The following is a 14418-nucleotide window of genomic DNA, read 5'->3' as shown; positions in this document are numbered from 1 at the left end:
AATGAAACGAGGATATCTTTTATCATTTTTCATTATAGCCATGGCTTTCGTTTTTATCGGAAAGTTGTTTTACCTGCAGGTGATTAGTCATTCCAACACAGGAACTAATCTTAAAAGCTCGACTATTAAAAAGGTATTTGACTACCCAGAACGAGGTTATATCTATGATAGAAATGGCGAACTATTGGTCGCCAACAAACAATCTTACAACTTGATGATTATTCCAAGAGAGGTAAAACCATTGGATACGGTCGAGTTTTGTAAGTTATTAGATATTGATAAAGATTATTTCTTAAAACGTTTTCACAAAGCCAAACGTTGGTCTCAGAGGTTACCTTCCGTCTTTTTAGCGCATCTATCCAAAGAAGACTATGCCTACCTTCAAGAGAAAATGCATAAATACAAAGGCTTTTTTATTGAAAGAAAACTATTGAGAAACTACCCTCATAACTCTGCTGCAAATGTACTGGGTTATGTAAATGAAGTAAATGATGAAATTGCCAGGAAAAACCCATACTACCAAGCTGGTGAATTGATCGGAACAACAGGTGTAGAAAAACAATATGAAAATTTCCTTAGAGGAACCAAAGGTGTAAAATACCTACAACGTGATCATTTCAATAAAATAATTGGTCCTTACAAAGGAGGCATATACGATACAATCCCTGTTGATGGAAAAGACTTAACACTAACCTTAGACAATCAGCTACAATTATACGGAGAGGCACTTATGGCCGGCAAACGTGGAGGAATTGTTGCGATTGAACCTAGTACTGGTGAGATCCTGAGTTTAATAACCATGCCTAGCTACAATCCTAATCTTATGGTAGGTAGAGAAAGATCAAAAAATTCAGTTATTTTTTTCAATGACAGTATTAACAAGCCTATGTATGATAGAAGTCTGCTTGCACAATACGCACCAGGTTCTCCTTTTAAAATTGTTCAAGGCCTTGTGGGACTGCAAGAAGAAATTATAACACCAACCACTTCCTTCAGATGTTTTCATGGATACAAATATGGAGCAAGAAACACAGAATTTATGGGCTGTCACTGTGGAATTTACAATAAACCCATACAACTTAGACAAGGATTAGCTAAATCATGTAACAGTTATTTCTCCAACGTTTACCGCAGAATTATCGAAAAATACCCAACAGCATCAGAAGGTATGAATGTGTGGAGTAAACATATGCGTAGTTTTGGTCTTGGTCAATATCTTGGATATGACTTACCACAAGGGCAAAAAGGTCTTATTCCTGATGCAGCACTATACAATCGCTGGTATCCAGACGGTAGATGGAGAGCTACTTACACCATCTCCAACGCCATCGGCCAAGGACAAATTTTAACCACCCCGATTCAATTGGCTAATATGACTGCAGCTATTGCTAATAGAGGGAGTTTTTACACCCCTCACATCCTAAAGAAAACAAGCGACAACACTCCTATTGACTCCATCTACACAACACTCAAACACACCACTATAAATCCAAAATACTTCCCTCCGATTATTGAAGGAATGCATGATGTTTTTAAAACAGGAACGGCAAAACATGTTAGGTTGAAAGATATTGAAATCTGTGGAAAAACAGGAACTGCTGAAAATTTTAAACGAATCAATGGAGAGAAAATTCAATTTGAAGATCACTCTATTTTTGTAGCTTTTGCTCCCAAAAAAGACCCTAAGATTGCAATTGTTGTCTATATAGAAAATGGAGGATTCGGATCTATGATTGCCGCTCCCATCACCAGCCTCATGATAGAAAAATACCTGACAGGGAAGACAACCAATAAATATTGGGAACAGCGCATGTTGCACACAAATCTCGAAGAAGAATATAAAAAACAATTAATTCAACCAGACAGTGAGAGCTCAAAGGAATAACATATTTTCTGGAATAGACCTAACTTTAGTTCTATTATATCTTTTTCTAATCGTATTCGGTTGGATGAATATTTATGCAGCTACTTATTCTGATGAACAATTTGAAATATTTGACTTTGGTACCAAATACGGAAAACAGATGATCTGGATAGGTCTAAGTTTTGTATTAATTATTATGATTCTTTTTATCGATGCCAAATTATATGAACGTTTCTCTTCCTTAATATATCTAGGTTCGTTATTATCCTTAGCAGGTTTATTTGCATTTGGAAAAAGAATTAATGGAGCAACCTCCTGGTACGATCTAGGCACTACCAGCCTTCAACCTTCTGAATTTGCAAAATTCGCAACAGTCTTGGCACTCGCTAAATTATTATCCGACAAGCAATACGACCTTAAATTAGTAAAAAATCAAATCAAGGCGTTTATTATTATTTTTCTTCCTGCCATCTTAATTACCCTACAGCCTGATCCGGGTTCTGCTCTTGTATACACCGCATTCTTTTTCGTTCTTTACAGAGAAGGCCTACCTATTTATTATATAGCCATAGGTGTATTTGCGATTGCTTTGTTTATTTTAACACTGGCATTTGGGTTTAACTTTATACTACTCTGCACCTACGGAATCTTTACATTATTTATTTTATACATCTTATTCTATAGAAATATTTCTCTAAAATTCCACTGGCTTAAAATTTCTGCCGTGTATGCTATTTGTGGTTTTTTCATTTTTAGTGTTGATTATGTTTACAACAATATTTTTGAACAAAGACATAGAGATAGATTCAATATTTTATTAGGGAAAAATACAGATACAAGAGGTGTTGGCTATAACACTAATCAATCTGTATTAACCATTAAATCTGGTGGATTCTCCGGAAAGGGCTTTCTAGAAGGAGATCGCACACAAGGAAATTTTGTTCCTGAACAACAAACCGATTATATTTTTAGTACTATCGGTGAAGAGTGGGGATTTTTGGGCACCTCATTTTTAGTTGTCATCTTTACTTTATTTGTTTTAAGAATTATTCAACTTGCAGAACGTCAAAAAACTACCTTTAGTAGAGTTTATGGTTATGGAATAGCAGCTGTATTTTTCTTTCATTACTTAATCAATATCGGAATGGTCATTGGTTTATTCCCTACCATCGGTATACCTCTCCCTTTTTTCAGCTATGGTGGTTCTGGCTTATGGGGCTTTACAATTCTTCTTTTTATTTTCATCAAACTTGATGCAAGTAAATCTTACGAATTATAAAAACAACTGATTATTTAACATAAGCAATCCTTTATTTTAAAAAAAACTAGTAATTTAGTTAGACTAACCTAATTCATGCTATGCGAAAAATTACATTTTATTCTTTGCTATTTATCCTTATTTCAACAAATTGTTTTTCACAACATAAAATTGGAATACAAGGTGGCCTAAATCTAAGTAAACTCAATGGAGATGTCCAAGCCAATACAAAATATAAATCAAAACCTGGCCTCAATATAGGAGCCTTTATCGACTTTGATTTATCAAAAAATATCTATTTAAGTATACAGCCTTCCTATAGTCAAGAAGGCACTAAAATAAGCCATAAACTAGACGATGTATACGAACCTATTGACAGCATCAGTGTAAAACTTGAATACTTCTCCTTACCCGTATTAGTAAAAGTCAACAGTACTAATGAAAAATTTTACGCACTAGCAGGATTGGAAACCTCTAAATTACTTAGTAGTACACAACAAGCTAAAGGGGACACTTCAAAACCAATTGAAACCCAAATAGAACCTTGGAATTTTTCAATTCAATTCGGAGCTGGCATGAGAATTCCAATAGGAATTTCTACCTTAATTTTTGAAGCAAGATATACACAAGGCTTAAACAACATAACCCAAGAATCTATTGTAGATGATTTACTTCCTCGCGTAAAATCCTCTAATATTAGACTACTTACTGGATTGGAAATCCCTCTTAGAACTTCAAAAAAATAACCTACTATGAAATACAAATATCTTTATACCATTATTTTATTTTCATTGTTAGTAAAGGTTTCTATAGCCCAAAATGAAAACCCGCATCAAAGAATACCAGAATTAAATGGTCATAAATTCTTATCTACAAGTCAATTGAAAAGTGCTTTCATATCTACAAATCTCCAAACAGATATTGGATATGGAAGCACCTCTTTAATTACAATTCCAGGCTTTGACTACAACGGTGTTAATCTATTCAGTTTTCAAGGAAAAATATTATATGTAGACTTTAAACTGCAATACCAACAACAATTTACAGATTGGTTAGGCTTATTTATTTCCATGAAATTATCGAGTAGAATTGGCTCTGACTTATCCACAATTATTGCTGATGGGGTAAATACAGTTTCTGGCGGTGACATTGGTTGGATTGTTAAAATAAAAGAGACTGACAAATTACTTTTGTCTGCCACCGTAAAAGCAAACAACCTCACCGGAAATTTTATTGATGTTACAAAATACCTTGAAGATTTAATTGACGGAGAACCTTACCCAAGTTTAAGCAAAAAAATACAAGCAACCTCTGTTGGACTAGGAATTAGAGGAGCTTATGCTTTTAACGAAACTTACGGATTACAATTTAATGCAGACGCAATTCACGGAGAATCCATGCAAAGAGGAACAACGGACACTTACTACTCTTTCGGAATCTTAGGAGATATAGACTTCAATGAAAATCACAACACCCCTATAGCAGTAGCACTTGGTTACTCAATCTCCTCTACTCCTGAGATATCAATGAATAATCGAGGGTTTTCTAATATCTTTTTAGGTAAAATAGGCTATTCAGGATCTGATGACTATGAGCTAGGGCTTCAGTTTAACACCTACCAAGTAAATCTTAAAAGCGTAGAATCTAACACTAGAATAAGTAAAGCAATGTTGGGAATTAAGTTTTATTTTTAACGAAGCTTATAAATTTCATTAAAACTAAGGGAATCTCTTTTGTAAATTAACTTCAAAAAAGATTCCTTTTTACAACATAAAAAAAGGTTTACACTTTCGTGTAAACCTTTCTAAAACTTGGTGGGCAATGAGGGATTCGAACCCCCGACCCCCTCGGTGTAAACGAGGTGCTCTGAACCAACTGAGCTAATTGCCCTTAGCGGTTGCAAATATAGAACCTTTGTTCGATGTGACCAAACTTTTTTTTACTTTTTATTGTAAAATTTCTGCTACCACAAAAGTACTTCCACCAATGTAAATACAATCATTTGTAGTAGCGTTCATTTTTGCTTTCTCATATGCCTCATTTACAGACTCAAAACAATTACCTAACAAACCAAAGTCATATGATTTTTGTTTTAGAACCTCCTTATCTAAACCTCTACCTAAATCAGGCTTGCAAAAATAATAAACAGCCTCCTTAGGAAACAACGGTAATACCCTATTAAGGTCTTTGTCATCAACCATCCCTAACACAATATGTAGTTTTTCATACTTCTCTTTTCCCAACTGTTTTAAGGTATACCCTAATCCTTCTCTATTATGAGCTGTATCACAAATAGTTTTAGGACTATCTTGCAAAATTTGCCATCTACCAAGAAGATTTGTATTCTTCACCACTGATTGCATTCCTGAGGTGATCGCAGCATCCGAAATAGAATGCCCCTTGGCTTGTAATACTTTTATCGTTTGAAAAACAGATTTGCTATTGTGCTTTTGATAATCTCCCAACAAATCAGATGGAATACTTTCATTCACTAATTTAGAGGCCAAAAATAATTCTGCTTCGTATTCTTGTGCCAATTTCTCAAAAACCGGCAATGTTTCTTTTTGAAATTCACCAACAACAACTGGAGTTTTAGATTTGATAATCCCACCCTTCTCAAAGGCTATTTTTTCTAAGGTATCCCCTAAAAACTGAGTATGATCCAAACCTATATTTGTAATCAATGAAACTTCTGGAGTAATTATATTCGTTGAGTCCAATCTACCGCCTAAACCAACTTCAACCACAGCAAAATCAACTTTCTGTTCACTAAAATATTCAAATGCCAGCCCAACCGTCATTTCAAAAAAAGACAAATAGTTTTGTTCAAAAAAGGATTTATTTTTTTCGATAAAATCTACTACTTTCTGTTCTGGTATCTCTTGACCATTGATTTTTATGCGCTCTCTAAAATCAACCAAATGAGGAGACGTATACAACCCAACTTTATAGCCTGCCTCTTGCAATATAGAAGCTAACATATGACTACAGGACCCTTTTCCATTAGTACCTGCAACATGAATAGATTTAAAATTCTTATGTGGATTTTCTAAATGATCCACTAACAATAAAGTGTTGGATAAATCCTTTTTATAAGCAGCAGCCCCTTGTCTTTGATACATAGGCAACTGTACAAACATCCAATCTAAAGTTTCTTGATAATTCATTCTATGATTGCTTGAAAATTATTGGAACTCGATTCTCTAAACCTTGAGAACAAGAGTGAGTTATTCAGATAATGAAAAATGGTAAATAATACGTCCCTTCTGAACAGAAGGAGCATCTGGAGCAGCACTCCATTTAGTTTTTAGTGCAGCTTCTTTTGCTGCTTTATACAAACATGGTGATGATTCCGTAGTTCCTTTAGCACCGGGAGTTGCATTGATTACTTGTCCTGACCTATTCACTTGAATTCTTACCACAACGGTACCACCTACATTACAATCTGAATTAATTTTAGGTTTACCAACAGCTGTCCTTCCACTCAAGCTATAATTACCATCACCACCCGAACCACCATTTCCGTAATACTTAGATGAGCTGGGGTCACCCAATTCATTTCCTTTCAAACCTGAGTCAGTATCATTTCCTTCTCCTTGAGAGACATCACCGTCTGAAGGATTTCCATTGAGTAAATTAGACAATGCATTTTCAGTTTCTTTTGAAGGCTTGGGAGCTTCTTTTACAACTGGTTTTTCCACCTTTTTAGGTTTCTCCTTTGGAACGGGAACAGGTTTCTTCACTGATTCTTTCTTTTGAATCACCGGAGCCTCTTCCGTATTTTGAGTAAGCAGCTCTTCCTTTACTTCTTCCGATGGTATTTCTTCTACTTTTGTAACCTCTTGCTTAGGTTGCATAGGCTCTGGAACAGACTTAATAGTTTCTTGCACTTTAGGAGGTCCACTACCAACATCTGAAGTACCAAAATTAATGGCAATTCCATATTCTTCCGGAGGATCCATATAACGCATTCCAAAAAACAACATCAACATCAAAATTGACGTCATGATTACAAAGGTTATTACCAATGATTTTTGTTGATGCTTTGTTTCTAAATATCTCATATAAAAATTACATCCCTTTTACGGCAAGTATCATCTTAATTTTATTTCTGTTTGCAATATCAATTACATGCATAATTTTTTTATACGAAACCTCTTGATCACCTCGAATCACTAAGGTTTTTCCATCATCTGCAGAAAACTCTTTTTTTATTGCACTTTCCAAATTCAATTCAGAAACTTCAGTTCCATCCATAAAAAACTTAGCATCTTTCGTAATGGAAACGGCAATAGTTCCTTTATTTTCCGTTTTCCCACCTGCCTTTGGCAAGATCACATCAATCGCGTTAACCGTTACTAATGTCGATGTCAACATAAAAAAGATCAACAATAAAAAAACAATATCCGTCATGGACGACATATTGAAGCTTGGGTCTACTTTATTTCTACCTTGTATATTCATTTGTTACAAGTTTTATACAGGTTCATTCAATAAGTCCATAAATTCAACAGTCTTAGCTTCCATTTGATAAACAACCTTATCTGTTTTAACAACCAGATGATTGTATGAAATATAGGATATAATCCCTACTATCAGACCACCAACAGTCGTAGTCATTGCTGTATATAAACCATCAGCTAATAACTTAATATCTATTTGTCCACCTGCATTTGCAATTTCATGAATAGAGATAATCATTCCGATTACCGTTCCTAAAAAACCAATCATCGGTGCTGCACCAGCAATAGTTGCAACTACACTTACATTACTTTCTAGTTTATAAACTTCTAACTTACCTGCATTTTCAATTGCTGTATTGATATCCTCTAATGGTTTACCTATTCTTGAAATGCCCGTTTCAATCAAACTAGCAACAGGAGTTTCTACATTTGAGCATAAAGATTTTGCAGCCTCTAAATTACCATTGGCAACATGATCTTTTATTTGATTCATAAAATCTTTATCAATTTTACTAGCGGCTTTTATTGCAAAAAATCTTTCAAAATAGATATATAGAGTTACCGCAAGTAACACAAATAAAATGGCAATTATAATCTGACCACCTACGCCACCTTCCATAATTAATTTATAGATCGATAATGTTTTTTCTTCCGAAATTAACTCTTCAGCGTCTACAACAGCCTCTTGAAACAATGATAACATATTCAATTATTTTTTATTAGGTATTTAAAGAAAACGAAAATACGAATAGTAAATTGTTTTTGATTTAATAAATTCAGAAATATTCGTACTTAAAATGTAGCGCAACAAAAAAGGAGCCATTCTTATGAATAGCTCCTTTTATTTTTAAATATTTTTTTGATTCTAATGTAATACTAGATTTACCATTACATAACCAACACCACCTAATACAATTGTATAAGGTAAAGCCATTTTCACCATCGTACCATATGATAAGTTAATCAACGGAGCCAAAGAAGATGTCAATAAAAACAAGAAAGCTGCTTGACCATTTGGCGTTGCAACACTTGGTAAATTTGTACCCGTGTTAATTGCAATTGCTAATTTTTCAAAATGCTCTCTATCAATCTGACCTGCTTCAAACGCTGCCTGAACTTCACTGATATAAACCGTTGCCACAAATACATTATCACTAATTGCAGATAATACACCGTTTGCTAGGTAAAACAAACCAGGTTGTGCATCTGGATCTTGATTCAATGCCCAGTTGATAATAGGTGTAAATAAATGTTGATCATGGATCATTGCAACAATTACAAAGAACACTACAATCAAACCTGTAAATGGTAATGCTTCTTCAAAGGCATGTCCTAATGCATGTTCTTCAATGATTCCCATAAATGCTGTTTGAAAAACAATTAATCCTAATCCGATAAACCCAACTGGTGCAGCATGCGTTGCCAATCCAATAATTAATAAAACAGCTGCAACCCCTTGAACAATTAAAGCGTATTTTTCTTTTTCTGTTCTCTTTTCATCTTCAGCTTGAGTATAGCCATCAATAATTTGGTTTACAATAGCGGGTCTTTTAGCACCAAAACCAAACCATCCAGTTAACTCTAACAATACAGTTGTTAGTAATCCGAATAACAAAACTGGTATTGTAATAGGTCCCATTTGGAAAAAGAATTCAATAAAATCCCATCCCATTCTTTCTCCAATCAATAAGTTTTGAGGTTCTCCTACCAAAGTACAAACTCCTCCTAATGCAGTACCTACCACACCGTGCATGATTAAACTTCTTAAGAAACTTCTAAACTGTTCTAAATTTTCACCACTCAATTGTGTTTTATCTATCACACCGTCTCCATCATAATCCGTAGATCCTGAGTGTATTTTATGATATACTCCATAAAAACCAACTGCTACACTAATCAATACCGCAGTTACTGTTAGGGCATCAAGAAACGCTGACAATACAGCCGACATAAAAACAAATAATAAAGATAAAGCAACCTTAGATTTAATTTTAGAAAAGATTTTACTGAAGATATACATCAATAAAGGTTTCATAAAATAAATCCCTGCAACCATAAATACAAGTAACAAAACAACTTCTAAGTTTTGATCTACCTCATGATAGGCATTATGCGGAGTTGTTAATCCTAACAATAATACTTGAATCGCTAACAATCCACCTGATTGAAGTGGATAACATTTTAGCGCCATCGCTAACGTAAAAATAAATTCTCCAATAAATACCCAAGCAGATACTGTTGGACTAACAAAATATATTGGAATGTTAACAATTAAAAAGAAGATCATGGTAATTTTGAACCATGACGGGCTAGAACCTAAAAAATTTTTGAACATAATAGTTAATTTTTGAACGCCTAAACTACTAAATTCTATCAAGCTAACCCCATTTTTAAAAGGTTTTCTTTACGCAATGCATTTCGTTACACAAAATAATGATTTTGATAAAAATTACAAGACAATTTTAAAAACTATCTTATTAAGTCCCTAAAAAATTATAAATATTTATTTTTAATCTTTATACATTACGCAACAAAAAACTAAATACGTTACATTTTTTCAAACAAAAACCAAATATCAATAAACAAAACGAACTTTTAGCAGCTTACAACACAAAAAAAAGACATAAAACCTTATCCGGAAACTTGTCCACTGCTATGGTCTTTTTTTGCCCCCGTTACACTTTTTAAACAATTCACCTTGCCTTGAATTCTTAATACCCCTAACAAGGTAAAAATTAAAGCTTCTTTATATTCTACCAATTCACGAGTCGGAATTATCCAATCGTAATTAGTCAACGCTCTCAACCTATTTATTAAAAACTCATTATAGGCACCACCACCAGTTACCAAAATTTGAGACTCATTTCTTCCCTTTATTACGGCGGTCAATTGCATGGCAATATGCTCCACAAAAGTTCGCAGCAAATCCTGCAAGGGAAGTTGAAAACGATCCAAAAGAGGTATTACCTCATTATGCACAAATTCGAATCCTAATGATTTCGGATGATCTAATGCATAAAACGGGTCATTATTTAATTGGCCCAATAAAGCTTCATTAATTTTTCCAGTACTTGCCAAGCTACCTTTGTCATCATACTCCTGCCCTATACTATTCATATAATAATTCATAACGATGTTCACAGGACAAATATCAAATGCTTTTCTTATTCCATTTTGATCAAATGAAACATTTGCAAAACCACCTAAATTCAAACAAAAATCATATTTTGAAAACAAATATACATCACCGATAGGCACCAAAGGAGCCCCCTGTCCCCCAAGTTGCACATCCTGAGTTCTAAAATCATAAACCACCTTGCAGCCTGTTACTTTCGCTATTTCGTCACCAGAACCAATCTGCAAAGTGAACCCTTCCTCTGGTTTATGAAAAATGGTATGGCCATGTGACGCAACGATGTCTACATGTGGTATTTCATATAAATCGATGAATTCATTTATGACCTCACCAAAATAAACTCCTAAAGAAATATCTAAATCTTTTAACTCCTCTGGTTTTTTATCAAAGGCTGCCTTCAACGATGTGACCCATAACTTAGAATAAGCAAAGGTTTTACAATGAACAATTTCATAATCGTATGTTTCTGTATTTTTAAATTTCACATACACTACATCTACACCGTCAAGAGAAGTACCTGACATAACACCTATACCGTAAATCGTTTTCTGCATAATTTTAAGTTCCTAAACAAATGTAGTTTTTTACATTGATTGAGATAAAAATTATGATTTAAAAATTAAATGCACCTCTAAAAATTACTATATTGAATTTTCTAAAATAAAAACAGCGCTTATGAACTTTCAATTATCAGAAGAACATATCATGATTAGAGATGCGGCAAGAGATTTTGCCAAATCAGAATTATTACCCGGTGTGATTGAACGTGATGAAACTCAAACTTTCCCACATGAACAAATAAAAAAAATGGGAGAACTTGGCCTTATGGGAATGATGGTATCTCCTGAATACGGAGGAAGCGGGATGGATACAATTTCATACGTACTTGCGATTGAAGAAATCTCTAAAATTGATGCCTCGGCAGGAGTTGCTATGTCGGCAAACAACTCATTAGTATGCTGGGGATTGGAAAAATATGGAACAGAGGAGCAAAAACAAAAATATCTGAAACCTTTAGCCAGTGGCGAAGTTCTTGGTGCTTTTTGTTTAAGTGAACCAGAAGCTGGTAGCGATGCTACTTCTCAAAAAACCACAGCAATTGACAAGGGAGATCATTATCTATTAAACGGTGTAAAAAACTGGATTACAAATGGAGGGAACGCAAGTATTTATTTAGTTGTTGCACAAACTGATATTTCAAAAGCCCATAAAGGAATTAATGTTTTTATTGTAGAAAAGGACACACCAGGTTTTAAGGTTGGTAAAAAAGAAAATAAATTAGGAATTCGAGGTTCTGATACACACTCGTTACTTTTTACAGATGTAAAAGTTCCGAAAGAAAATAGAATTGGCGAAGATGGCTTTGGATTTAGATTTGCCATGGAAACACTTTCAGGAGGAAGAATTGGAATTGCCGCCCAGGCACTTGGAATTTCTTCTGGAGCTTATGAATTGTCTTTACAATATAGTAAAGAGCGTAAAGCCTTTGGTAAAGAAATTAGCAAACACCAAGCAATAGCATTCAAACTTGCTGATATGGCAGTTGAAATTGAAGCAGGAAGGTTTTTATGTCTAAAAGCTGCTTGGGACAAAGACCAAGGCTTGAATTACGACCTATCAAGCTCTATGGCTAAATTATATTGCGCTGATAGCTCTATGAAAATAACAACAGAGGCGGTTCAGATACATGGCGGCTATGGTTTTGTAAAAGAATACCATGTAGAAAGAATGATGCGTGATGCAAAAATTACTCAAATCTATGAGGGTACTTCTGAAATTCAGAAAATTGTGATTTCTAGATCGGTTTTAAAATAAAGAAGCAAGCAACATAAAAGATCAATTCAAGCCTAAAAAAAAGAATCTTCAAAATTTTAAATGAAACCATGGCGGAACCATTAAAAAACATGTTCAATGAACAATTTGTTATGCCTTTCTCAAAAATTTGTGAAAACCATATTGAAAACTTTGATTCAGAACAATTTTTAAAATTTATTTTTGATGAAAACTGGATTCATTTAGAACTCAAACCCAGAATCAAACATATTGCTGCGGCCATTCATGGTCAACTTTCAGAAAACACAATTGAAAATTTACAACTGATCACTGCAATTTCAGAGGATATCAGAATAAACCAAAACAAACAAGACACTTTTGAATATCTCGTTTTATGCGATTATATTGAAGTCTATGGTTTACCTGAATTGAAAACCTCCTTCGCGGCCATTGAAAAAGTTACGGTTTTAGCCAGTTGTGAATTTGCGATTAGGCCATTTTTACTAAAATATCCTAAAGAAACTTTTGAAAAATTAAAAGAATGGAGCAATCATAAACATGCTTCCGTAAGAAGATTGGCATCTGAAGGTTGCCGTCCAAGGTTGCCATGGGGAATGGGACTACCCTATTTAAAAAAGGACCCAAGCCCAATATATCCTATTTTAGACAATTTAAAAGATGACCCTTCTTTATATGTAAGAAGAAGTGTTGCTAACAACATCAATGACATTTCAAAAGAACATCCAGATGCAATCCTAAAACTTTTATATCAATGGTATGGGTATACTGACGATAGGAACTGGTTGGTAAAACATGCAGCACGAACTCTTTTGAAAAAAGGAGACACAAAGGCACTGCAACTTTTCGGATATGGAGACATCAATAACTTCGATGTGAGTTCCATAAAACTTAAATCAAATAAAGTTGCTATTGGCACATACCTAAACTTTGAGTTTTCTATTTCTAATAGTAGCAAGAAATACCAAAAAGTTAGATTAGAATACTTTATTCATTTTTTACTTTCCAACGGCTCCCTTTCTAAAAAAATATTTAAAATATCAGAAAGAGAAATAGCGACAAATGAAACTCTTGACTATAACAGAAGACATTCTTTTAAAATTATTAGTACCCGAAAATATTACACTGGCATACATAAAATAAGTTTGGTTATTAATGGAGTGGAAATGGAATCCAAAACTTTTGAACTTTTAACTTAATTATTCTACCGGAAAATTAAAATAGGTATCTGGATAAGGTTCTTCTTTTAAAGTAAAATGCCACCACTCACATTTATAAGGTTTGAAACCATGACCTAACATAACATTTCTCAAAAGCATTCTATTTTTATGTTGTTTTTCCGATATAGAGGTAGCATCAGGCCAAGAAATTTTACAAAAAAAATCATATGGACTTCCCATATCCAATTCTTTTTGAGTTTTTATATTTACTAAAGTCAGATCAACAGTACTCCCACGAGTATGCCCTGATCTAGCCGCTATATACTGTAGTTTAAATAAATCTTTTTTGCGAACATTAGGATAAAACTCAACTTTCATCAATGTATCCTGTTCATTTTTTGCCCAAGCTACAAAATGGTCAACTGCTCTTTGAGGCCGATAAGCATCATATATTTTCAGCCCCAACCCTTTTTCTTTTAATTCTTTTTGAACCTCTACTAATCGATTTATCGCTTCACTAGAAAGAATGGCTATTGGCGCATTATAGCCATGTATTGGTTTACCTATAAAATTATGATTACCAAAATATCTTATCTCCAATAAAGCATCAGGAATTTCTAATTTTATTTCCTTGAAACCATTCGGTCTATTTTTCTGCGCAGTGATTGTACATCCCGAAAAAAGAATCAAAAAAAGGCAAATAATCCTATAATTAAAGTTAGGTGCTTTCATCAATATAAATTTGA

General features: G+C 34.0%; 13 protein-coding genes and 1 tRNA gene. 6 read left to right on the top strand and 8 right to left on the bottom strand.

The features are described 5' to 3' along the window. Position 1: 1 nt before the first annotated feature. The 4 genes from mrdA to AC2DGP_RS14040 all read left to right on the top strand — a co-directional run bounded on the left by mrdA (position 2) and on the right by AC2DGP_RS14040 (position 4816). The gene (mrdA, locus tag AC2DGP_RS14055; protein ID WP_484490695.1) at positions 2–1885 is read left to right on the top strand and encodes a penicillin-binding protein 2; all 1884 of its coding nucleotides are present in this window, start codon (positions 2–4) and stop codon (positions 1883–1885) included. Beyond that, a complete protein-coding gene (rodA, locus tag AC2DGP_RS14050; RefSeq protein WP_484490694.1) occupies positions 1866–3143 on the top strand; it encodes a rod shape-determining protein RodA in 1278 nt (425 codons plus the stop codon). The genes mrdA and rodA overlap by 20 nt, the downstream gene beginning before the upstream one ends. A gap of 80 nt (positions 3144–3223) precedes the next feature. After that, on the top strand, positions 3224–3868 hold the full coding sequence (locus AC2DGP_RS14045; protein ID WP_484490693.1) for a porin family protein: 645 nt from the start codon (positions 3224–3226) through the stop codon (positions 3866–3868). 6 nt (positions 3869–3874) lie between these two features. Then, the gene (locus tag AC2DGP_RS14040) at positions 3875–4816 is read left to right on the top strand and encodes a hypothetical protein (protein ID WP_484490692.1); all 942 of its coding nucleotides are present in this window, start codon (positions 3875–3877) and stop codon (positions 4814–4816) included. A 118-nt stretch (positions 4817–4934) separates the two neighbouring features. Here AC2DGP_RS14040 and AC2DGP_RS14035 read toward each other — a convergent pair. The 7 genes from AC2DGP_RS14035 to AC2DGP_RS14005 all read right to left on the bottom strand — a co-directional run bounded on the left by AC2DGP_RS14035 (position 4935) and on the right by AC2DGP_RS14005 (position 11275). Beyond that, positions 4935–5012: transfer RNA gene (locus AC2DGP_RS14035), tRNA-Val, on the bottom strand. Between the two features lie 56 nt (positions 5013–5068). Next, complete coding sequence (locus AC2DGP_RS14030; protein WP_484490691.1) at positions 5069–6289, bottom strand: bifunctional folylpolyglutamate synthase/dihydrofolate synthase; 1221 nt, start codon at positions 6287–6289, stop codon at positions 5069–5071. Between the two features lie 60 nt (positions 6290–6349). Next, on the bottom strand, positions 6350–7129 hold the full coding sequence (locus AC2DGP_RS14025) for an energy transducer TonB family protein (protein ID WP_484490690.1): 780 nt from the start codon (positions 7127–7129) through the stop codon (positions 6350–6352). A gap of 64 nt (positions 7130–7193) precedes the next feature. Continuing rightward, positions 7194–7586, bottom strand: coding sequence for an ExbD/TolR family protein (locus tag AC2DGP_RS14020; protein ID WP_484490689.1), 393 nt, complete (start codon positions 7584–7586; stop codon positions 7194–7196). Positions 7587–7598: 12 nt separating this feature from the next. Continuing rightward, a complete protein-coding gene (locus AC2DGP_RS14015; RefSeq protein WP_484490688.1) occupies positions 7599–8288 on the bottom strand; it encodes a MotA/TolQ/ExbB proton channel family protein in 690 nt (229 codons plus the stop codon). A 162-nt stretch (positions 8289–8450) separates the two neighbouring features. Continuing rightward, positions 8451–9920, bottom strand: a complete 1470-nt coding sequence (gene nhaB, locus AC2DGP_RS14010) for a sodium/proton antiporter NhaB (protein ID WP_484490687.1) — start codon at positions 9918–9920, stop codon at positions 8451–8453. Between the two features lie 296 nt (positions 9921–10216). Then, entirely contained in the window at positions 10217–11275 is a 1059-nt protein-coding gene (locus tag AC2DGP_RS14005) for an anhydro-N-acetylmuramic acid kinase (protein ID WP_484490686.1), read from the bottom strand. Positions 11276–11396: 121 nt separating this feature from the next. Here AC2DGP_RS14005 and AC2DGP_RS14000 point away from each other — a divergent pair, with 121 nt between their 5' ends. Both AC2DGP_RS14000 and AC2DGP_RS13995 read left to right on the top strand, forming a co-directional pair. Continuing rightward, positions 11397–12536 (top strand): acyl-CoA dehydrogenase, encoded by a 1140-nt coding sequence (locus AC2DGP_RS14000; protein ID WP_484490685.1) that lies wholly within the window; start codon positions 11397–11399, stop codon positions 12534–12536. Positions 12537–12604: 68 nt separating this feature from the next. Then, the gene (locus AC2DGP_RS13995; RefSeq protein ID WP_484490684.1) at positions 12605–13711 is read left to right on the top strand and encodes a DNA alkylation repair protein; all 1107 of its coding nucleotides are present in this window, start codon (positions 12605–12607) and stop codon (positions 13709–13711) included. Here the strand turns inward: AC2DGP_RS13995 and AC2DGP_RS13990 are convergent, their stop codons facing one another. Continuing rightward, entirely contained in the window at positions 13712–14404 is a 693-nt protein-coding gene (locus AC2DGP_RS13990; protein ID WP_484490683.1) for a M15 family metallopeptidase, read from the bottom strand. Positions 14405–14418: the final 14 nt, after the last annotated feature.

This window comes from Flavicella sp. IMCC45537, from assembly GCF_057197705.1.
The sequence above is the reverse complement of the archived record's forward strand: the minus strand, read 5'-3'. Positions and strand labels throughout refer to the sequence as shown.